This window comes from Leifsonia sp. NPDC080035 (genome assembly GCF_040050925.1).
Taxonomy (GTDB): domain Bacteria; phylum Actinomycetota; class Actinomycetes; order Actinomycetales; family Microbacteriaceae; genus Leifsonia.
In genome coordinates, this window is record NZ_CP157390.1 from 2,677,823 (window position 1) to 2,698,329 (window position 20,507).

Annotated in this window: 18 protein-coding genes; 12 read left to right on the forward strand and 6 right to left on the reverse strand. The window is 71.6% G+C overall.

Annotation, left to right across the window (positions count from 1 at the left end; all coding sequences use genetic code 11):
• Window positions 1-6: 6 nt before the first annotated feature.
• The 3 genes from AAME72_RS13040 to AAME72_RS13050 are packed head-to-tail and all read right to left on the reverse strand — an operon-like array spanning window position 7 to window position 2,495.
• Window positions 7-642, reverse strand: a complete 636-nt coding sequence (locus AAME72_RS13040; protein ID WP_348786981.1) for a GNAT family N-acetyltransferase — start codon at window positions 640-642, stop codon at window positions 7-9.
• A 4-nt stretch (window positions 643-646) separates the two neighbouring features.
• A complete protein-coding gene (gene murQ, locus AAME72_RS13045) occupies window positions 647-1,588 on the reverse strand; it encodes an N-acetylmuramic acid 6-phosphate etherase (protein ID WP_348786982.1) in 942 nt (313 codons plus the stop codon).
• A complete protein-coding gene (locus tag AAME72_RS13050; RefSeq protein ID WP_348786983.1) occupies window positions 1,581-2,495 on the reverse strand; it encodes a BadF/BadG/BcrA/BcrD ATPase family protein in 915 nt (304 codons plus the stop codon). Before AAME72_RS13050 ends, murQ begins: the two co-directional genes overlap by 8 nt.
• Before the next feature lie 156 nt (window positions 2,496-2,651).
• Between AAME72_RS13050 and AAME72_RS13055 the strand changes: the two genes are divergently transcribed.
• The 8 genes from AAME72_RS13055 (at window position 2,652) to AAME72_RS13090 (ending at window position 12,661) form a co-directional block, all read left to right on the forward strand.
• The gene (locus AAME72_RS13055) at window positions 2,652-3,521 is read left to right on the forward strand and encodes a MurR/RpiR family transcriptional regulator (RefSeq protein WP_348786984.1); all 870 of its coding nucleotides are present in this window, start codon (window positions 2,652-2,654) and stop codon (window positions 3,519-3,521) included.
• 59 nt (window positions 3,522-3,580) lie between these two features.
• Window positions 3,581-4,777 (forward strand): DUF1343 domain-containing protein, encoded by a 1,197-nt coding sequence (locus AAME72_RS13060; RefSeq protein ID WP_348786985.1) that lies wholly within the window; start codon window positions 3,581-3,583, stop codon window positions 4,775-4,777.
• Between the two features lie 125 nt (window positions 4,778-4,902).
• Window positions 4,903-5,877, forward strand: coding sequence for a GNAT family N-acetyltransferase (locus AAME72_RS13065; protein ID WP_348786986.1), 975 nt, complete (start codon window positions 4,903-4,905; stop codon window positions 5,875-5,877).
• A gap of 31 nt (window positions 5,878-5,908) precedes the next feature.
• On the forward strand, window positions 5,909-7,210 hold the full coding sequence (locus tag AAME72_RS13070; RefSeq protein ID WP_348786987.1) for an extracellular solute-binding protein: 1,302 nt from the start codon (window positions 5,909-5,911) through the stop codon (window positions 7,208-7,210).
• Window positions 7,211-7,290: 80 nt separating this feature from the next.
• A complete protein-coding gene (locus AAME72_RS13075; RefSeq protein ID WP_348786988.1) occupies window positions 7,291-8,253 on the forward strand; it encodes a sugar ABC transporter permease in 963 nt (320 codons plus the stop codon).
• Window positions 8,253-9,185 (forward strand): carbohydrate ABC transporter permease, encoded by a 933-nt coding sequence (locus AAME72_RS13080; RefSeq protein ID WP_348786989.1) that lies wholly within the window; start codon window positions 8,253-8,255, stop codon window positions 9,183-9,185. Before AAME72_RS13075 ends, AAME72_RS13080 begins: the two co-directional genes overlap by 1 nt.
• A gap of 42 nt (window positions 9,186-9,227) precedes the next feature.
• Complete coding sequence (locus AAME72_RS13085; protein ID WP_348786990.1) at window positions 9,228-9,914, forward strand: PIG-L deacetylase family protein; 687 nt, start codon at window positions 9,228-9,230, stop codon at window positions 9,912-9,914.
• Entirely contained in the window at window positions 9,911-12,661 is a 2,751-nt protein-coding gene (locus AAME72_RS13090) for an FAD-binding and (Fe-S)-binding domain-containing protein (RefSeq protein ID WP_348786991.1), read from the forward strand. Before AAME72_RS13085 ends, AAME72_RS13090 begins: the two co-directional genes overlap by 4 nt.
• A 9-nt stretch (window positions 12,662-12,670) precedes the next feature.
• On the opposite strand, the gene AAME72_RS13095 is transcribed toward AAME72_RS13090, so the two are convergent.
• Window positions 12,671-13,525, reverse strand: coding sequence for an SDR family NAD(P)-dependent oxidoreductase (locus tag AAME72_RS13095; RefSeq protein ID WP_348786992.1), 855 nt, complete (start codon window positions 13,523-13,525; stop codon window positions 12,671-12,673).
• 44 nt (window positions 13,526-13,569) lie between these two features.
• A complete protein-coding gene (locus tag AAME72_RS13100; RefSeq protein WP_348786993.1) occupies window positions 13,570-14,259 on the reverse strand; it encodes an SDR family oxidoreductase in 690 nt (229 codons plus the stop codon).
• A gap of 153 nt (window positions 14,260-14,412) precedes the next feature.
• Here AAME72_RS13100 and AAME72_RS13105 point away from each other — a divergent pair, with 153 nt between their 5' ends.
• The 4 genes from AAME72_RS13105 to AAME72_RS13120 all read left to right on the forward strand — a co-directional run bounded on the left by AAME72_RS13105 (window position 14,413) and on the right by AAME72_RS13120 (window position 17,918).
• Window positions 14,413-14,994 (forward strand): YdeI/OmpD-associated family protein, encoded by a 582-nt coding sequence (locus tag AAME72_RS13105; protein ID WP_348786994.1) that lies wholly within the window; start codon window positions 14,413-14,415, stop codon window positions 14,992-14,994.
• Between the two features lie 31 nt (window positions 14,995-15,025).
• On the forward strand, window positions 15,026-15,637 hold the full coding sequence (locus AAME72_RS13110; RefSeq protein ID WP_348786995.1) for a GNAT family N-acetyltransferase: 612 nt from the start codon (window positions 15,026-15,028) through the stop codon (window positions 15,635-15,637).
• A gap of 98 nt (window positions 15,638-15,735) precedes the next feature.
• Window positions 15,736-17,607 carry an alkyl sulfatase dimerization domain-containing protein gene (locus tag AAME72_RS13115; protein WP_348786996.1) on the forward strand — a complete coding sequence of 624 codons (1,872 nt, stop codon included), beginning with the start codon at window positions 15,736-15,738 and terminating at the stop codon, window positions 17,605-17,607.
• A gap of 113 nt (window positions 17,608-17,720) precedes the next feature.
• The gene (locus AAME72_RS13120) at window positions 17,721-17,918 is read left to right on the forward strand and encodes a hypothetical protein (protein ID WP_348786997.1); all 198 of its coding nucleotides are present in this window, start codon (window positions 17,721-17,723) and stop codon (window positions 17,916-17,918) included.
• On the opposite strand, the gene AAME72_RS13125 is transcribed toward AAME72_RS13120, so the two are convergent.
• On the reverse strand, window positions 17,915-20,491 hold the full coding sequence (locus AAME72_RS13125) for a DUF4062 domain-containing protein (RefSeq protein ID WP_348786998.1): 2,577 nt from the start codon (window positions 20,489-20,491) through the stop codon (window positions 17,915-17,917). The two genes, AAME72_RS13120 and AAME72_RS13125, sit on opposite strands and share 4 nt — an antisense overlap.
• Window positions 20,492-20,507: the final 16 nt, after the last annotated feature.

Here is a 20,507-nt window from a genome sequence, read left to right on the forward strand (position 1 = left end):
CCGCGATCAGACGACGGCGTCGGTCGGGAGTCCGAGGCGGAGCGCGTTCTGCGGGGCGGACGGGAGTGGCGCGAAGCCGAGGCGCCGGTAGAACGCCCGAGCGCCGACGTTGCGTTCGCCGACGCCCAGCTGGACGCCCGGCACCCCGGCCGAGCGCAGTGCTGCGAGCAGTCTGCGAACGAGCAGCCGGCCCCAGCCGCGGCCCTGCGCCTCCGGGAGCAGGTCGATGTGCAGGTGCGCCGGGAAGAGCACGTGGTCGTCGCCGATGGAGTGCTCGGGGGAGTGACCGAGGTCCAGGATGCGGTCTTCGAACGACACGATCCTCGCGGGGCGGGGATGCCGCAGGGCGAAGCCGGGGAGCCAGTCGCGGCGGTAGCGCTCGGCGAACCCCACGCTGTCGGCCGTCGCGACGAGGTAGCCGACGGGTCGGCCGTCGCGCGTCAGGACGCTCGCGAGCTCGGGCTCGAACGCCAGGTACGGCAGCAGGAAGATGTCCGCGAGCAGGTCGTCGTCGGCGTAGAGGCCGGTCGCATCCCCGCCGGCATCTCCGGTCAGCAGGCAGACCCTGCGCAGGGCGGCCTCGTCCTCCGCTGCGTAGCCGCGCACCTCCCAGCGGTCGCCTCCCGGAGCGGCGGAGCCCACGCCGCTACGCCCGCGCCAGCGCCGCCCGCAGGCTGCCGCTTGCGGCGACCACCGCGCCCGCGTCCGCGGCGTCGAGTCCGCGCAGCAGCATGAGCACGGCCGTCTGCACCGAGCCGCCCGCGCCCTCCAGCGCCGCTCCCGCCTCCTCGGCGCTGCAGCCGGCGATCAGCATCACGATGCGCTCGGCACGGGCCCGCAGCTTCTCGTTGGTCGCCCGCAGATCGACCATGATGTTCCCGTAGGTCTTCCCGAGGCGGACCATCGTGACGGTCGAGATCATGTTCACGACCAGCTTCTGCGCGGTGCCCGCCTTGAGGCGGGTCGACCCGGCGATGAACTCCGGGCCGACGACGACCTCGATCGCGTGATCGGCGCCTCGGCCGATGACGGAGCCGCTGTTGCAGGCGACGGCGACGGTGAGTGCGCCGGCGGCCCGCGCCGCAGCGAGGGCGCCCGAGACGTACGGCGTGCGTCCGGAGGCGGAGAGCCCGACGACGGAGTCCAGCTCGGTCACCGCGATGCCGGCCATCGCCTGCGCTCCGGCCTCGTCGTCGTCCTCGGCGTCCTCCACCGCGGTGCGGATGGCGGTGTCGCCGCCGGCGATGATGCCCACCACCCGGGACGGGTCGATGTCGAAGGTGGGCGGGCACTCGCTCGCGTCGACGATGCCCAGGCGGCCGGCCGTCCCCGCCCCCACGTAGATCAGCCGGCCGCCGGCCCGCATCCTCTCGGCGATGTCGTCGATGGCGGCGGCGACGGCGGGCAGCACCCGACGGACCGCCGCCGGCACCTCGCTGTCGTTGTCGTTCATCAGCGAGACGAGCCGGCCGGTGTCGTAGGTGTCGAGGTCGCCGAGGTCGGCGGCGACGGTCTCGGTGGTCAGCGCATCCAGCTCGCGGTGCAGATCGTCGCGAAGGCGTCCGGTGAGGTCGATCGGTCTAGACACGGATGGCATACCTTTCGTGGGGCAGGTCGTGGCGGCGGGCGAGGATCGCCGCGCCGTCGATGGCGGAGCCGAGCGGCCGGCGCGGGGCGAGACCCGCCTCCCGCAGCGCGGCCTCGAGTGCGTGCAGGAAGTCGTGGTCGTCCGCGAGGCCGCCGACCACGGCGACGTCGCCGCCCGCGGGAGACACCGCGGATGCGGTCGCGGCGAGGAGTCGCGTCGCCTCGGCGACGATGTGCGCGGCGACGGGGTCGCCCTCGGCGCTGCGGCGCAGAACCGTCGGGGCGAAGGAGGCGAGCCGACGGGCGGCGTCGTCTCCGCCGACGAATCCGGGCAACGCGGCCAGGCCGCCGGCCAGGGCGGCGGCGTCCTCGGCGAGGATCGTCTGCGCGCCGCGGCCGTCGCCGGCACGCAGCGCGGCGACGAGGCCCTGCTGCCCGATCCAGCGTCCGCTGCCCTCGTCGCCCAGCCACGGGCCCCAGCCGTCCGCGCGCCGTCGGTCGCCGTCCGGGCCGACGCCGACGGCCACGGCGCCGGTGCCCGCGATGAGCACCGTCCCCGCGGCTCCGGCGAACGCGCCGAGGTGCGCGGTGAGCACATCGGAGGCCACGACGGTCCCGGCGTTCCAGCGCTCCGCCACGCGCTCGGCGAGCCGTCGTGCGGCGTCCGGGGCGGCTTCGACACCTGCGGCACCGATCCCGATGGCCGTCGCGGATGCGCCGTCACGCGCGTCGGTGGCGAGCAGGGACGCGATGGCCGCGAACGCGGCGTCGGCGCGCAGGTCGGACGCGAGGCCCGGTGCGCCGGGGCCCGAGCGGGTCGGTGCGGCGCCCGGCTCGCCGACGCGCACGCGGCACGTCGTCTTGCCGAGGTCGACGGCGACGGTGCGCGGTCCGGGCTCAGGGGTCACTGGATCCTCCGTGTTCAGGATGAAGACAAGTTACATCACGCAGACAATGTAAGTAAATGATTGACAGAAATCGGCGCGTCCCAGTAGCGTGACACGACGACGCCGCAGGAAGGAGGTCGCGTGGCACTGAGCGACAACGTCACTAGTGTTCTGAGCGTGAGTATTCAGACCAGCATCCAGTCTCACGTCGACTCGTTCCCGCCCACGATGCGCCGGGTCGCCGACGTCATCCTGGAGCGGCCGCAGATCGTGATGGAGAACACCATCAGCGAGCTCGCGCGAGCGTGCGACACCTCGGAGGCGTCGATCGTGCGCTTCTGCCGAGCGCTCGGCTTCACCGGCTACCCGCAGCTCAAGCTGCAGCTCGCGGCGGAGCTGGCCAAGGAGTCCGCCGAGTTCGGCGGCAGCGGCGACAGCGTCTACGGGGCCGACATCAGCCCCTCCGACACGCTGGGCGAGATGGTCGCCAAAATCGCGGGCAGCGAGATCCTCGGCATCCGGGAGACAGCGGACAGCCTCAACATGGAGGTGCTCCAGCGGGTGATCCGCAAGCTGGAGCGGGCCAAGCGGGTGCTGCTGTTCGGTGTCGGGGCCAGCAACGCGGGCGCCCAGGACCTCGCGCACAAACTGCTGCGCATCGGCCACATCGCGCTCGCCTTCCACGACGCGCACGATGCCCTCGTCTCGGCCGCGCTGGTCGAGCCGGGCGACGTCGCCATCGGGTTCTCGCACAACGGCCGTACACGGGAGACGCTCGCATTCCTGAGCGCCGCCGCACGCAACGGCGCGTACACCGCCGCGATCACCAATGTCCCGGACTCGCCGCTCGCCGAGCTGGCGGACGGCGTCCTGCGCACCGCGGTGCGGGAGACGACGTTCCGCTCGGGCGCCATGGCCAGCAGGATCGCGCAGCTCACCATCGTCGACTACCTCTTCGTCGGCGTTGCCCGCGGCCGCTACGACCGCACCGTCCAGGCGCTCAAGAGCACGTACGAGATCGTCAAGGAACTCCGCGACGACAGCTGAGCGCTGCCCTGCCCTGTGCCGTCCGCGCGGGTCCGGCGGCGCGCGACCCAAGGAGGAGCATGACCCGCACCAGGACGGGCGCCGAGCGCGCCGTCGATGACATCCGCCTGCTCGGCGACGGGCCGATCGGCCTGCTGACCAACTTCACCGGGACACTGCCTGATCTCGGCAGAACGTCGGAGGCGCTGGTCGCTGCGGGCGCGCCGGTCACGGTGCTGTTCGGTCCGGAGCACGGGCTGAACGGCTCGGTGCAGGCCGGCGAGACCGAGGCCGAGACGCACGACGCGCGCACCGATCTGCCGATCGTGGAGACCTACCTGAGGTCCGGCGACGCGCTGGATCGCGTGTTCGCCGAGTCCGGCGTCTCCGCGGTCGTGTTCGACATGCAGGACCTGGGTGTGCGCTACTACACGTACATCTGGAGCATGTTCGACGCCATGGAGAGCGCGGCCAGGGTGGGCGTACGGTTCGTCGTGCTCGACCGCCCCGACCCGCTCGGCGGCGCGGTCCTGGAGGGGCCGGGCCTCGACACGGCGTCGTTCTCGAGCTTCGTCGGCCGCAGCGACATCCGCCAGCGCCACGGTCTGACCGCCGGTGAGCTGGCGCGCCTCTTCGCGACGAGGGACCTCGCCGCGCGCGGTCTGAGCGTCGAGCTCGAGGTCGTGAGGATGGAGGGCTGGGAGCCGGCGGCCGACATCGACGCGACCGGGCTTCCCTGGGTGCCGCCGTCGCCGAACATGCCGACGCTGGACACGGCGTTCGCGTTCTGCGGCACCGGCCTGTTCGAGGGCACCACCGTGAGCGAGGGCAGGGGGACGACGCGGCCTTTCGAGACGCTCGGCGCCCCGTACATCGACGGCCGGCTCGCGGCCCGGATGCGCGAGCGCGAGCTCCCGGGGGTGCTCTTCCGCGAGGTGTGGTTCGCGCCGACGTTCCACAAGTACGCGGGCACGACCGTGCGCGGCATCCAGCTGCACGTCACGGACCGCCGGGCGTTCCGGCCGGTGGCGACGGGCCTGGCGGTGATGGATGCGATCGCCGAGCTCTACCCGGACGACTTCCGGTTCCTGCCGCCGGGGGAGCGGCTCGACGGCCCCGACCGCAGGCACGCCATCGACCTGCTCTGGGGCTCGGACGAGCTGCGGCGCACGGTCGAGGCCGGCCGTCCCGCGAGCGAGCTCGTCGGCGCCCCGAGCGCCGTCGCGGACGTGTACGGCGACGACGTCCTGCTGTACCCACGTGTTTCGGCCGTGTGACGGTCGCGTAAATGATTGCCATAGAACTTTTCTTGGCTGAAAATGCTTGACATGATCGAGCCCATGAAGGTAATTTCGATCGCACCGACGTCGAGCCCCACAGTGAAGTGAGCGCGAGGAGAGACATGCTTCAGACCACCACCGACACGACGATCCGCACGTTCCGCACCGGAGACGGCCCCCGCATCGCCGAGGCCTGGACCCGGTCGGCACCGGCCGACGGCATCACGCCGCTGCGCTTCCGCGACATGTTCCTGCTCGATCGGAACTTCGACGCGGGCGGCCTGTTCGTCGCCGAGCAGGACGGCCGGCTCGTCGGCGCCGCCTACGGCGTCCGCCGCCTGATCGCGGCCGACGGCGCGGACCTCGAGCCGGAATCCGGCTGGATCCCGTTCTTCTTCGTCGTGCCGGAGGCCCGGCGCGGAGGAGTCGGGACGCGGCTGCTGCGGTCGACGATGGACTGGCTGGCCGAGCAGGGGGCGCGCACCGCGTACTTCTCGTCGTACACGCCGAACTACTTCCTGCCCGGTCTCGACGCCGAGCGCTACCCCGATGCGGCCCGGCTGCTCGCCTCCCTCGGCTTCACGACCCAGTACGAGTCGGTGGCCATGGACAGGACGCTGAACGACTACGCGATGCCCGAGCGCGTCCGCGAGCGGGCCGACGAGCTGGCCGCGCAGGGCTGGCGGTTCGGGTCGCCGACCGGCGACGACCTGCCCGAGCTGATCGACATCGCGGGCAGCCGGTTCAACCCGGACTGGGCGCGTGGTATCCGCGAGGGCGTGCTCGGCGGTCAGTCGCTGGAGCGGATCGTCACGGTCCGCGACCCGCAGGGGCGCATGCTCGGCTGGGCGATGCACGGCACGTACGAGAACGTGCTCGAACGCTTCGGCCCGTTCGGGGTCCTGCCGGAGAGCCGTGGCACGGGCCTCGGCGAGATCCTGCTGCACCTCACCCTGGAGCGCATGCGCGCGCTCGGCGCCCACAGCGCCTGGTTCCTGTGGACCGAGGAGACCTCGGCCGCCGGTCACCTGTACCTCAAGACCGGCTTCAGCGTCACCCGCACCTTCACGATCCTGCACGCGCCGCTCGCCGCCTGAGCGGCCCGGCGACCCCACCGAGAGGAAGATCATGAGAACAGTTCTGTCCGGACGACGCCGGCGGCTGGTCGCGGCCGCGGCCGTCGCCGCCGCGACCGCCCTCGTCATGAGCGCCTGCAGCGGCAGCTCGAGCGGCGACGACAACGGGAAGGTCACGCTGACGTTCCTCAGCCACTACGGCGACGAGCCCATGAAGGGCGGCATCAGCAAGCTCATCGACGAATGGAACTCGTCGCACCCCGACATCCAGGTGAAGCAGCAGACGGTCAAGTTCGACGACCTGCTCACCACCCTGAACGTCCGCCAGACCGGCGGCCGCGGCGCCGACATCCTGAGCTCATACGCCCTCTGGGGCGGGCAGCTCGCCGCCAACAACGTGCTCGACAAGCCGCCGGCGGATGTGGCGAAGGATATCAAGAGCACCTACAGCTCGGCAGCGGCCGCGGCGGTCACCGGCGGCAACGGCCAGGTGTTCGGGTACCCGACGGAGTTCAACACCTACGTCCTCTACTACAACAAGAAGATCCTGGCCGACGCCGGCTACGACGCCCCGCCCGCCGACTGGGCCGAGCTCAAGGAGATCGCAGAGAAGACGACCAAGAAGGACTCCTCCGGCAACTACCAGGTGCAGGGCATCTCGCTCATCCAGGACGGCGACAACCAGACGGCCCACCCGTTCCTGTCGCTGCTGGACGCGGCGGGCGGGAAGTTCCTGAAGGCGAACGGCGACTCGGCGCTCGACTCCAAGGCGAAGTCGGTGATGGAGCTCGAATCCACCCTGGCGAAGAAGGGCGCGACCACCACGTCGATCATGCCGACCAAGGCGTTCCCGGCGAACCAGGTCGCCATGGCCATCCAGGCCAGCTGGTGGATCGGCAGCCTGAAGGCGCAGATGAAGGACAAGTACTCCGACGTCGGCACCGCACCGGTGCCCGGCCCGGAGAAGGGCGACCAGGGCTCGCTCGCCTACGCGTTCTTCACGGGAGTGAACGCGGGAAGCAAGCACAAGGAGCAGGCCTGGCAGTTCCTCACCTGGCTGAACTCGAACAAGAACTCCGAGGGCGTCACCGAGATGGGCGACTTCCTGGCGAGCAACGGGCTCATCCCGCCGCGCAAGGCCGACGCCGACGCCCTCGGCCCGAAGCTGCAGGCCGACGACCCGAACCTGAAGCCCATCTACGAGGCGGCCGGCTACGCGATGGCGGAGTCGAACGCGGCCAACGCGTACAAGGCGAAGACCTCGCTGCACAACGCGCTCGACCAGATCCTCGTGAACAACGCGCCGGTCGGCACGACGTTCGACGACCTGGTCGCCGAGATCAACCGTAAGTAAGCCGGACACGAACTGCGGGAGGGGTGGTCCCCCCACCACCCCTCCCGCACCGCGGAGACACAGATGACAGGCACAGACCGATGACAGGCACAGTCGCGAGCGCCACCCGTGAGGCGGCGAGAGAGCTCCAGGCGGCCCGGCCGCACGCCAGGACGAAGAGCAGGAGGTTCAGGAGGGAGGGACGTGCGGGTTATCTGTTCCTGGCGCCGTCGCTGATCTTCTTCACGATCTTCCTGATCCTGCCGTCGTTCTTCGCGATCTTCCTCTCGCTCTCGCAGTGGGGAGGGTACGACCTCACGCAGATCCACTTCATCGGCGTGAAGAACTACGGGGACATCCTCAACTTCAACAGCACGTTCGTCTCGCCGATCCTGGTGAACACGCTGGTCTTCGCGGCGCTGTCGGTGATCCTCGCGGTCGGCGGCTCGCTGATCGTCGCCCAGTGCATCGAGCGGCTGAAGTTCCAGGGGTTCTGGCGCTTCCTCTACTTCCTCCCCGTCGTCGCCACGGTCGTGGCCATCGGCAACGTGTGGAAGATGATGTACCAGCCCTCCGGGCTCATCAACGGCCTGCTGAACGCGCTTCACGTCAACTCGATCGGCTTCCTGTCCGATCCCAAGATCGCGCTGCCGTCGGTCGCCGTGGTGCAGGCGTGGGCATCCATCGGCGCGGCGGTGCTCATCCTGACCGCCGGCATCAAGGCGATCGACCGCAGCGTCTACGAGGCGGCCGAGCTCGACGGCGCGAACAGCTGGACGACGTTCTGGGGAGTGACGCTGCCGCTGCTGCGCCCCTCCCTGGTCTTCGTCTTCATCACGCAGTGCATCGCCGGCCTGCAGTCCTTCGCGCTCATCATCGTGATGACCAAGGACGGCGGACCCGTCAACTCCACGAACGTCGCGGCCTTCGAGATGTACCAGCAGGCGTTCAAGTTCGGCGCCTGGGGCACGGCGAGCGCGATGGCGATGGTGCTGTTCCTGATCATCTTCATCATCACCCTGATCCAGCTCTGGGTCAGCCGACGAGCGGGAGACGACGACTGATGAGCACACTGACGAGCCGGACCCCGAGCCGGCAGGGCCTGCCGCGCACCGGCCGCCGCAACAAGCGCGTCCGCACCCCCTGGTTCTCTTACGTCGTCGTCGCCGCGGGCGGTGTCGCGATGGCGCTGCCGTTCTTCGACATGGTGTCCAGCTCGTTCAAGGGCTCCGGCGAGTACGGCATCCTGCCGTACCACTTCCTGCCGCAGGACTTCACCTGGAGCAACTACGGCGCCGCGTTCGAGGAGCTGCAGCTCGGCAAGCTGTTCACGACCAGCGTCATCGTCACGGTCGCCGTCACCGCGTCCGTGCTGATCACCTCGGCGATGGCCGGATACGCCCTCGCGAAGCTGCGCTTCCGCGGCCGGGACGTGATCTTCCGGTTCATCCTCGCGACGATGATGCTGCCGCCGTTCCTGCTGCTGATCCCGGACTTCCTGATCATGCTGAACTGGCCGCTGGTCGGCGGCAACAACATCCTCGGCCAGGGCGGCGACGGCGGGATGACGACGAACATCGTCTCGCTGATGCTGCCGTTCCTGGTCAGCGGGTTCGGGATCTTCCTGATGCGCCAGTTCATGGTGGGCGTGCCGAACGAGATGCTGGAGGCAGCGAGGATCGACGGAGCGGGGGAGTGGCGCCTGTTCTGGAGCGTCGTGCTGCCGCAGGCGAAGCCGGTGGCGATCACGCTCGGGCTGATCACCTTCGTGGGGCAGTGGAACGAGTACATCTGGACCTCGCTGATGGCCTCCACCAACCCCGACCTGATGACGCTCCCCGTCGGCATCCAGCTGCTGCAGAGCTTCATCGACCCCAATCGGACGATGCCCATCGTGATGGCGGGCATCGTCATCAGCACCCTTCCGGTGCTGATCCTGTTCCTCTTCCTGCAGAAGTACTACGTCCGTGGCGTCGTGCTCTCCGGCATGAAGTGAACCCGATACGACAACGACACGAGAGAGACGAAAGAGGATCGCATGAGGACAGTGCTGGCCATCGGTGGGCACATCGGAGACATGGACCTGACGGCCGGTCCGACGCTGGCGAAGCTGGCGCTGGAGGGTGCGCGGACGATCATCCTGGCGTGCACGTACGGCGAGCGCGGCCACCCGCGGCTGTCCCCGGACGAGTACCGGGTGCAGAAGGTGCGCGAGGGCGAGGAGTTCGCAGCGGGCATCGGCGCGGAGTTCCGGGTGCTGGACTACTCGGACGGGTTCCTGCCCGCGGACGACGAGGCGGCGGACCAGATCGCCGACATCATCCGCACCGAGAAGCCGGACACGATCATCACGCACTGGACGAAGAGCATCCACCGCGACCACGAGCACGCCGCGATCCTCGCCGAGCGGGCGCGGTTCCTGGCGTCGCTGCCGGTGGACAGCCCGCTCGGCCGGCACGGCGTCGCCACCTTCCTGCACGCCGACAACTGGGAGGACGCGGAGGGCTTCGACCCGGACGTGTACGTGCCGATCCCGGAGGAGGCCTTCCAGCGCTGGTCGGCGGCGATCCAGGGTCAGGCGTTCGCCAGGGGCGAGACCTACGGCTTCCGGTACATCGACTACTACACGGCGATGATGTCGGCGCGCGGCTGCCTGGCGGGCGTCGATCGGGCGTGCGGGTTCGCGCGCGGCGGCAGCTCGAAGTTCGAGCTCGCGGGCCCGTGAGCCGGGCGGCGGCGCAGGCGCCGTCCGCGGACACCCGGCGGCACGCCGTCGCCCGCGACGCGTCCCATTACCACCTGGTGCCGCGGGACGTGCTCGCCCCTGCGGACGCGCGCGAGGTCGCGGCGGAGTTCGCGGCCGCGCGGGAGGCCGGGCGCGCGGTGACCTTCCGCTCGGGAGGGACCAGCCTGAGCGGCCAGGGCGTGACCGACGACATCCTGCTGGACACCCGGCGGCACTTCCGCCGCATCCGGGTGCTGGACGGCGGTGAGCGGGTGCGCGTCGGTCCCGGCGCGACCGTCCGCCAGGTGAACGCGGCGCTGGCCAGGCACGGCCGGATGCTCGGGCCGGACCCGGCGAGCGAGGTCGCCTGCACCCTCGGAGGGGTGCTCGCCAACAACTCGAGCGGGATGACCTGCGGCGTCGACCACAACGCGTACCGCACCCTCGAGTCGCTGACCGTCGTTCTGCCGAGCGGGACGGTTTTGGACACGGCGTCCGCGGATGCCGACGCGGCCCTGGCGGCGGCGGAGCCGCGGCTGCACGCCGGCCTGCTCCGGCTGCGCGACCGGGTCCGCTCGGACGACGCCTCGGTGCGGACGGTGCGACGCCTGTTCGCGCGGAAGAACACGATGGGGTACGCGGTCAACGCCTTCCTCGACTTCGACAGCCCCGTCGACTTGCTGAGCCACCTCCTGATCGGCAGCGAGGGCACGCTCGGCTTCGTCGCCGAGGCGACGCTGCGCACGCTCCCGCTGCGTCCGGCGGTCGCGACCGGGCTGCTGGTGTTCGGGACGCTCGCGGAGGCCGCCGCCGCCGCTCCCGTTCTCGCCGCGGCCGGGTTCGCCGCCGTGGAGCTGATGGATGCGACGGCCCTCCGCGTTGCGCAGGGCCTGCCGGAGTGCACACCGGACGTCGCAGCGCTCGCGGTCGACGGCCACGCCGCCCTTCTGATCGAACTGCAGGAGCAGGACGATGCGGCGCTGCTGACCGCCGTCGACCGGTCCGTCGCGGCGCTCGCCGCGCTGGGCTTCCCCGACGCCCTCAGCCGCGAGCCCGGCCGCCGCAGCGCGCTGTGGCACATCCGCAAGGGCCTCTACACTTCGGTCGCCGGCGCCCGGCCCGCGGGCACGACGGCGCTCCTGGAGGACGTCGCCGTCCCCGTCGAGCACCTCGCCGAGGCCTGCGAACGGCTGACCGCGCTCTTCGAGCGCTACGGCCAGACCGACGCCGTGATCTTCGGACACGCCAAGGACGGCAACCTGCACTTCATGCTCACCGAGCGCTTCGACGGGCCGGAAGCGGTGGAGCGCTACGCGCGCATCACGGAGGAGATCGTCGACCTCGTGCTCGATCTGGGCGGCGCGCTCAAAGCCGAGCACGGCACCGGCCGGGTGATGGCGCCGTTCGTGGAGCGCCAGTACGGGCCGGAGCTGTACGCGGTGATGCGCGAGGTGAAGGCGCTGTTCGACCCGCACGGCATCCTGAATCCCGGCGTCGTGATCACCGACGACGCCCGGGCGCACCTGCACGATTTGAAGGCGACCGCCGCGGTGTCGCCGATCGTGGATCGCTGCGTCGAGTGCGGCTACTGCGAGCCCGTCTGCCCGTCGCGCGACCTGACCCTCACGCCGCGGCAGCGGATCGTGCTGCTGCGCGAGATGGCGCAGGCGGAAGCGCGGGGAGACGCCGAACTGCTGGCGCGGCTGCGCGCCGACTACGCGTATCAGGGTGTGCAGACCTGCGCGGTGGACGGGATGTGCGCCACCACCTGCCCGGTCGGCATCAACACCGGCGACCTGGTGCGCGGCATCCGCGCGGAGCAGGCGCACGGCATCCCGGACGCTGGCTGGTCGGCGGCGTCCCGCGTCTGGGGCCCGGCGACGCAGGCCGTCTCCGGCGCGCTCACCGTGGCCGGGGCGCTTCCCGCGCCCGCGGTGGGTGCGCTGACCTCTGCCGCCAGGGCGGTGCTCGGCGCCGAGCAGGTGCCCGCCTACTCCGCCGACCTGCCGCGGGGTGGACGCATCCGGCGCCCGGTACGCGCGCCGGACGCCGTCGCCGTGTACCTGCCCGCGTGCGTCAACACCATGTTCGGCAGCGGGGACGCCGGCGGTCCGGACGTGTCGGAGGCGTTCCTCGCCCTCTGCGAACGGGCCGGCGTCCGGGTGCGGGTGCCGGACGGCATCGGCGGGATGTGCTGCGGGACGCCGTGGAAGTCCAAGGGCCACCTGGCGGGCTACGAGCGGATGTCCGGGCGGCTGCGCGAGGACCTGATGGCCGCCACGGACGGCGGCGCGCTGCCGGTCGTGTGCGACGCGAGCAGCTGCACGGAGGGACTCATCCTCGCGCTCGGCGACGCCGGCATCCGGGTGGTCGATTCCGTCGCCTTCGCACGCGAGCGGCTGCTTCCCGCGCTGACGGTCACCGAGAGGGCGGGCTCGCTGATGCTGCATCCCACCTGCTCGTCCGCCCAGCTCGGCCTCGACGCGGACCTGCGGGCGCTCGCCGAGGCGGTCGCGGAACAGGTGGAGGTCCCGCTCGACTGGAGCTGCTGCGGCTTCGCGGGGGATCGCGGCCTGCTGCATCCCGAGCTCACGGCCTCCGCGACCGCGCGCGAGGCCGCTGAGGTGACGAGCGGGGAGCACGACCTCTACGCCTCGCTCAACCGCACCTGCGAACTCGGCCTGACCCGCGCGACGGGCCGCCCGTACGAGCACATCCTGCAGCAGCTGGAACGCGCGACCCGCTGAGCACGGCGATCAGGAGGCGGCCGGTTCGCGCACCCAGTGGGCCGTCACGTGCTGCACGTGCGAGCCGTCCAGGTCGGAGAGCTTCACCCCGGCGAAGCGCACCGCGGCCTCGGAGGTCTGGATGCGCGCGGGCGGCTCATCGTCGGTGAGCACGCCGACGATGACCTCGGCGACGCCATCGGGCGACTGCGCGGCGGAGGGGTCGAACGCGGAACGCGTCCGCTCGAGATAGGCGCGGAGTGCGGGCCCGTACGGCGTCTCGAACGCGGCCGGCTCCTCCTCCAGGCCGACGTTGGCGACGAACTCGGTCGTGACGGCGCCGGGCTCGACGACGGTCACCCGGACGCCGAGCGTGGCGGCGACCGGCGTCAGCGACTCGAGGAAGCCCTCCACCGCGAACTTCGCCGCGCAGTAGGCCTCGTTGAACGGCTGGCCGACGACGCCGCCGACACTGGAGACGGTGACGACGCGGCCCCGGCTCTCGCGGAGCAGCGGGAGGGCGGCCTTGGTGACGGCCACCACTCCGAAGAAGTTGACCTCCATCACGGCGCGGACCGCGTCGAGCGTCTCCAGCTCGATCGTGCCGACGTGGCCCGCGCCCGCGTTGTTGAGCAGCGCATCCAACCGGCCGTGGGCCGAGCGGATGTGGTCGAAGCAGGCGGCGATCGAGGCGGGATCCGTGACGTCGAGGGGCTGGATGTCGAGGTCGACTCCTGCGTCGCCTGCGGCCGCGCGCAACGGGTCGGCCTTGCCGAGGTCGCGCATCGTCGCGACGACGCGGAAGCCGGCGCGGGCCGCGGCGACGGCGGTGGCGAGGCCGATCCCGGTGGAGGTGCCGGTGATGAGGAGGACGGGTGCGGTCATGGTGCCAGTCTCGCACCGGGAGGGCGTCCCGGGATGGCCCGGGTTCAGCGCCGGCGCACCGGCCGGACGCTCAGCGACTCCACGGTGCCGGTCGGGGGCAGGTCGACGGCGATGCGCACGGTCGCGGCGACCATCTCCGGGGTGATCGTGTAGTCGGCGTCATACGGGTGGCCCTCCTTGGCCTGGAGCGCGCGCTGCATGTCGGTGTCGACCCGGCCCGGGTGGATGCTGCTCACGCGGACGCGGCCCCGCTCCTCCTCCCGCAGCGCGTCGGTGAGCGCGCGGGCGGCGAACTTGGAGCCGGAGTACACGGCGCTGCCCGCGCCGCTGGTGAGGCCGGAACCGCTGTTGATGACGACGACCAGGCCCTCCGCGCGGCGCAGCGCCGGGAGGGCGAGGCGGGTCAGCTCGGCGACCGCGAACACGTTCACCTCGAAGACGCGCCGCCAGGTGTCGAGCGACGTCTCCTCCACCGTGTCGCCGTCTTCGACGCCGGCGGAGTGGACGAGCACATCCAGGCGCTCGGGCAGCGCGGGCAGATGGCCGCCGGTCAGTTCGGCCACGAACGGCTCGGCGGACGGCAGCTGAGCGACGACCTCGGCGACCGCATCCGCATCCCGTCCGCCGACGAGCACGTGGTGGCTGCGGCCGAGCTCCTCGGCGATCGCCCGGCCGATGCCGCGCGACGCGCCGGTGACGAGGGCGGTCGGGCGGGCGGCGGAGCTCGTGGTCATGCGTTCGAGCCTACGCGGCCGGCCCGCCGTGCCCTCGCGACATTTGCGCCACATGTGGGCTCGGGCGCGGCCGCGACCACGATTTGTGCCAAATGTGGGGTGGCGGAGATGCCGGAGGTGGAGGTGTCGGACGCATCCCCTAGCATCGGCTGCATGGCCGCCGAACCCGATCCGCTGATCCTGCCCGACGTCGCAGCGTGGCGCGCCTGGCTCGACGTTAACGAGGAGGAGTCGGACGGCGTCTGGCTCGTGCTCGCCAAGAAGGGCGTCACCGACCCGACCTCGCTCACCTACGCCGAGGCGCTCGACGAGGCGCTCTGCTCCGGCTGGATCGACGGCCAGCGGAAGAGCCGCGACGACACCACCTTCCTGCAGCGCTACACCCCGCGCCGGCGCACGTCGATCTGGTCGAAGCGGAACATCGGGCTGGTCGCGGAGCTGATCGAGGCCGGGAGGATGCGCGAGCGCGGTCACGCCGAAATCGAGCGGGCGAAGGGCGACGGTCGCTGGGAGCGCGCGTATGCGGGTCCGGCGACGATCGAGGTGCCGGACGACCTCGCGGCGGCGCTCACTGCCGCACCGGCGGCCGCCGAGCTGTTCGGCCGGCTGAACGGGCAGAACCGGTTCGCGGTGCTGCACCGCGTCCACACGGCGCCGAGCCCCACCAGCAGGGCGAACCGGATCGCGAAGCTGGTCGGGATGCTGGAACGCGGCGAGACCCCGTACCCGCAATGACGCGGCCGCGGCCCGACGCTACAGTTCCCCTATGCAGACACGGATCGCGGGGCCCGACGACGTCGACGCGGTGACGACCACCATCGCCCTCGCCTTCCGCGACGACCCGGTCTGGGGCCCCGCGCTCACCGCCGCGGACGGCGGCACGGACCACCTGGAGGCGTTCTGGCGCTTCTTCGTCGCCGGCGCCGTCCCGCACGGGTCGGTGTTCCTGCAGGACGGCCCCGACGGCGAGGCCGCCACCGTCGCCGTCTGGCTGCCGCCCGGCGTGCCCGAGCTGAGCGACGACCAGGAACACGAGGTGGACGCCCTGATGGCGGACGCGCTCCCACCGGAGCGGTTCGATGCCTACCAGCGGCTGTGGACCCTGTTCGAGGAGTCCCACCCGGACGACCCGCCGCACATGTACCTGAGTCTGCTCGCCACACATCCCGCGCACCGCGGCCGTGGGATCGGTCAGCGCCTGCTCGCCGACACCCTCGCACGGTTCGACGCCGAGGGGACGCCGACGTACCTGGAGTCGACGAACCCCGGCAACGACCACAGATACGAGCGGGCAGGCTTCCGCCCGGTCGGCGGCTTCCTGTCGGTGCTGGACGGAGCCGTGGTGACCACGATGTGGCGGGATCCGCGCCCGGTCTGAGCCCACGCGGCGCCGGCCGAGACGCCGAACGGGGACTAGACGCCCGGTGCCGTGACGCGGGAGTCTCTGCGGCAGAAGCATCGGCGAAGGAGACCCCCGTGAAGCAGAACCCGCCAGAGGCCACGATCGAGTCGGCGAACCGCGCGCTCGCCGGCACCCTGCCGTTCGCGGACGCGCAGGACTTCGAGAATGCCGAGCGGGGCTTCCTCGGCACGCTCGACGACCCGGTCATCCGGGCGGCGGACGGTTCCGTCGTGTGGGACGCCTCCGGCTACGACTTCGTGAACGGGGACGCCCCCGCGACGGTGAACCCGAGCCTCTGGCGCCAGTCGAAGCTGGTGGCGAAGCACGGCCTGTTCGAGGTGGTGGAGGGCATCTACCAGGCGAGAGGGCTCGACCTCTCGGTGATGACGTTCATCGAGACGGACGGCGGCGTCGTGGTCGTCGATCCGCTGATCTCGCAGGAGACCGCGGCCGCGGCGCTGGGCCTGTACCGGGCGCATCGCGGCGAGCGGCCGATCGTCGCCGTGATCTTCACGCACAGCCACATCGACCACTTCGGCGGGGTGCTCGGCATCGTCGACCCCGAGGATGTGCACGCCGGCCGGGTGCAGATCGTCGCGCCGGTCGGCTTCCTCGAGCACGCGATCTCCGAGAATGTCTACGCGGGCATCGCCATGGGCCGTCGTGCGGGGTACATGTACGGCGCCGCGCTCGCGCGCGGAGCGTCCGGGCAGGTGGGCGCGGGCCTCGGCCAGACGACCTCGACCGGCAGCCCGGGCATTCTGGTCCCGACCCTCGACGTGCGGGCCACCGGCGAGACACACATCTTCGACGGATTGGAGGTGGTGTTCCAGCTGGCCCCCGGCACCGAGGCCCCGGCGGAGATGCACTTCCACCTGCCGCGCTACCGGGCGCTGTGCATGGCCGAGAACGCGACCCACAACCTGCACAACCTGCTCACCCTGCGCGGGGCGCTGGTGCGCGACCCGCACGTCTGGTCGCAGTACCTCACCGAGGCGATCGAGCGCTTCGGCGGTGAGTCGGACGTGCTGTTCGCCTCGCACCACTGGCCGACCTGGGGTGCGGACCGCGTCGTCCACTTCCTCGGCGTGCAGCGCGACCTCTACGCCTACCTGCACGACCAGACGCTGCGGATGCTGAACAAGGGCCTCACCGGCGCGGAGATCGCGGAGGACTTCCCGATGCCGCCCGCGCTCGAGGCCGAGTGGAGCACGCGCGGCTACTACGGGTCGGTGTCCCACAACGTGAAGGCGATCTATCAGCGCTACATGGGCTGGTTCGACGGCAACCCGGCCCGGCTGTGGCCGCACCCGCCGCAGCAGCTGGCGACCCGGTACGTGGCTGCCATCGGCGGCGTCGATCGGGTGGTGGAGCTTGCCCGCGAGGCGTACGAGGCGGGCGACTTCCGCTGGGCCGCGACGCTGCTCGACCACGCCGTGTTCGCCGACCCGACCGCCGAAGCCGCGACGTCGCTGCTCGCCGACACCTTCGAGCAGCTCGGCTACGGCGCCGAGAACGGGACCTGGCGGAACTTCTTCCTGTCGGGAGCCACCGAACTGCGGGAGGGCAACTTCGGGACGCCGACAACGGCGCACGCGCCGGCCATCCTCGCGCAGCTCTCGCCGGAGCAGCTCTTCGACGCCGTCGCGATCACCGTCGACGGCCCGAAGGCGTGGGAGCTCGACCTGGCGATCGACATCACGCTCACCGACATCGGCCGCAGCTTCCGTCTGACGCTGCACAACGGCGTCCTCGTGTACGTCGAGCGGGAGCCGCGCGACGACGCCCAGCTGCACCTCACCCTGAGCAGGCCGCGGCTGCTGACCCTCGTCGGCGGCGATACCGCCTCGGACGGCCTGACCGTGGACGGCGACCTCGGCGTGCTCGACCGCCTGACCGGCGTGCTCGACCCGGGCGACCCGGGCTTCGACATCGTGCTGCCCTGAGCGCCGTCGGCGGCCTGCGTCCAGAACGGGACTAGCCAGGCGGCGGCTCCCGCAGGACACTGGGCCTGCGAGCGTCCGTCGCGGGCGCGTGATCCTTCGGGGGAGGGAGACGCATGAAGCACACGTGGTGGGGAGCCGTTGCGCTCTCGGGGTTCGTGGCCGTGGCAGCGGTCGCGCTGTACGTGACCAGTCCGCCGGGCCAGCTGGGGCTCGCGGTGGTGGATGCGGTAGTCGCCGCGATCGCGCTGCTCGTCGCCGTCGTCGGGGCGGTGCTGCTGAGCGGACCAGCGGTGGCGGAGGAGCGCCCCTAGCCGGGCTCGTCCCGCGGCTCCTCGGGTTCGCCCCGGCCCTCGGCGAGCGCCTCGGCGACCGCCTGCTCCACGGTCAGTTCGCGCCCGGCGGCCGTGGCCGCCGTCACCGCTGCGCCGTCGGGTCCGGCGAGCAGGTCGTCCAGGTAGCGCTGGTGGAAGGTGAACGTCGGGCCGTTGTGCAGTCCGCTGCGCTCGCGGAGCGCCCTGGCCGCGCCCGCCAGCCGGCCGGCACGCTCGACGTCGCCCGAGAGCGCGGCGACCGCGACCATCCCCTCCAGCCCGTAGGCGATGCCCTCGACGTGCCCGACCGCCGCCGAGACGGTGACGCTCAGCGCGAAGTCCGCCCGGGCGGCGGTGATGTCGCCGCGCATCAGCTCGGTCCAGCCGCGGTGGTAGCTCGCGATCCGCTCGCCGACCCGGTCGCCGGCCCGCTGGGTGAGCGCGAGGCTCGCGGCGAAGTGGTCCTGCGCCTCGTCGAGCCGGCCCTGCCGCAGCGCGACGCGGCCGAGCAGCACCAGTGCCATCGACTCGCCCCACACGCTCGACACGCTGCGGAACAGCTCCAGCGCCGTCTCCATCACCTCGCGGGCGCGGTCGGTGTCCGGCTTCTCCCCGGCGAGCAGGGCGAGCGCGAGCGAGATGCGGGCGAGTCCCTCGCCGTCGGGGTCGCCGGTGCGGCGGAACAGGTCGGCGCTCTCGGTCAGGTCGGCGGCGACGCTGCCGTCCGGGTCCTTCCAGAACATGATGGTCCGGCTGAAGTACAGCGCGATCGCGCGGGTGTGCTCGGCGAGCGGGTCCTGGGAGGCGAGCGCCTCGTCCATCCAGGTGCGCACCTCGCCCAGCAGGCCGGTCACCCACCAGTAGAGGTAGAGGCTGAAGGCGAGGCCGGCCGCACGGTCCCAGTCGTGGCCGTCGAGCAGGAAGCGCTCCGCCGCGCGCAGGTTGTCGCGCTCGTCGCCGAGGCGCTGCATCCACTCGCGCTGGCCGCGGCCCTTGAGGTCCTGCCGCGCGGCGTCGCCGAGCTCCAGGAAGTAGCGGGCGTGGGCGTCGCGGACGGCCGGCTGTTCTCCGCTCGCGGCCAACTGCTCCCGCGCGTACTCGCGCACGATCGCCTGCATCGAGAAGCGCGGCCGGTCGTCCCCGCCGTGCTGGCCGACGAGGCTGCTGTCGACGAGCGCGGCGAGGCCGGAGAGCACGTCGGCGTCCGCCCCGCCGATGTACTCGGCGGCCTCCAGCGTGAAGCCGCCCTCGAACACGCCGAGGCGGGCGAGCAGGCGGCGCTGGTCGTCGTCGAGCAGCTGCGTGCTCCACTCGATCGTGCGACGGATGGTCTGCTGGCGCTCCGGGAGGTCGCGGGAGCCGCCGATCAGGACCGAGAGCCGGCGGTCCAGCCGGTCGAGCAGCTCGGCGGGCGGGAGCACGCGGACCCGCGCAGCGGCCAGCTCGATGGCGAGCGGGACGCCGTCCACCGCGTCGCACACCCCGGCCACCGCGTCGGCGTTGTCGTCCGTGATCTCGAAGTCCGGTTTGACGGCGTGCGCCCGCTCCACGAACAGGTCGACGGCCTGGCGGTCGGCGAGCGGCCCCACCTCGTAGCTCTGCTCCGCGCTGACGCGCAGCAGCGCCCTGCTGGTGACCAGGATGGCGACCTCGGGCGAGGCGGCAAGCAGCGCGGTGAGCGCGGGGGCGGCCTCCAGCACCTGCTCGAAGTTGTCGAGCACAAGCAGGATGCTGCGCCCGGCCAGCGCCGTGGTCAGGTTCTCCATGATCGGGGCGTCGCCGGTGTCACGCACGCCGAGGGCCTGGGCGATGCGGCTCGGCACGCGCGCCGGGTCGTGGACGGCGGAGAGGTCGACGAACACCGAGCCGTCCTCGTAGTCGCGTGCGGCCTCGCGTGCCGCAGCGATGGCCAGTCGGCTCTTGCCGATGCCGCCGGGACCGACCAGCGTGACGAGCCGGGTTCCGGTGCGCAGCATCCTGGTGAGCTCGGCCACGTCCGCCTCCCTGCCGACCAAGCCGGTGAGCGGCGTCGGCAGGCGGACCGGGTCCGCCGCCGCCTCCGCACCCTTCTGCACGGGGATGGGGGAGGTGCGGCTCTGGTCGAAGCGCTCGGCGAGCAGGATGGCCAGGTCGGACTCCACCAGGCGCGCCAGCTCGCGCGGCGTCTCGAAATACTTGTAGGCGGCGCGGTCGTCGTTGCGGATGCGGTCGAGCAGCTCGCTCAGCCGCGGCTCACGGTGCGCGGCGGGGGATTTGACGTAGAGCAGGCGCGGGAGGTCGTCCGGGCACAGGTTGTACTCGTCCTCGAGCCCGGAGACGGTCTCCTCGGGCGCGACCCAGCCGTAGCGCTCCCAGTACAGGCCGAGGAACACGTCGGACTGCTGCAGATAGGCGCGGTAGAGCTCGCGCGGGGGATGCGGGCGGGCGCCGAGCTCGAACATCACCGGGGCGAGGTGGAGCCGCTCGATGGCGGTCTGGGCGGCGCGGCGCTCGGCCGCCAGCTCCTGGAGCGTGGAGGAGACGAAGATCCGTAATCGCTGATCGGGTGTCCTGATTACATGAGTGGTGCTCATGTTATGTCATTGTGTG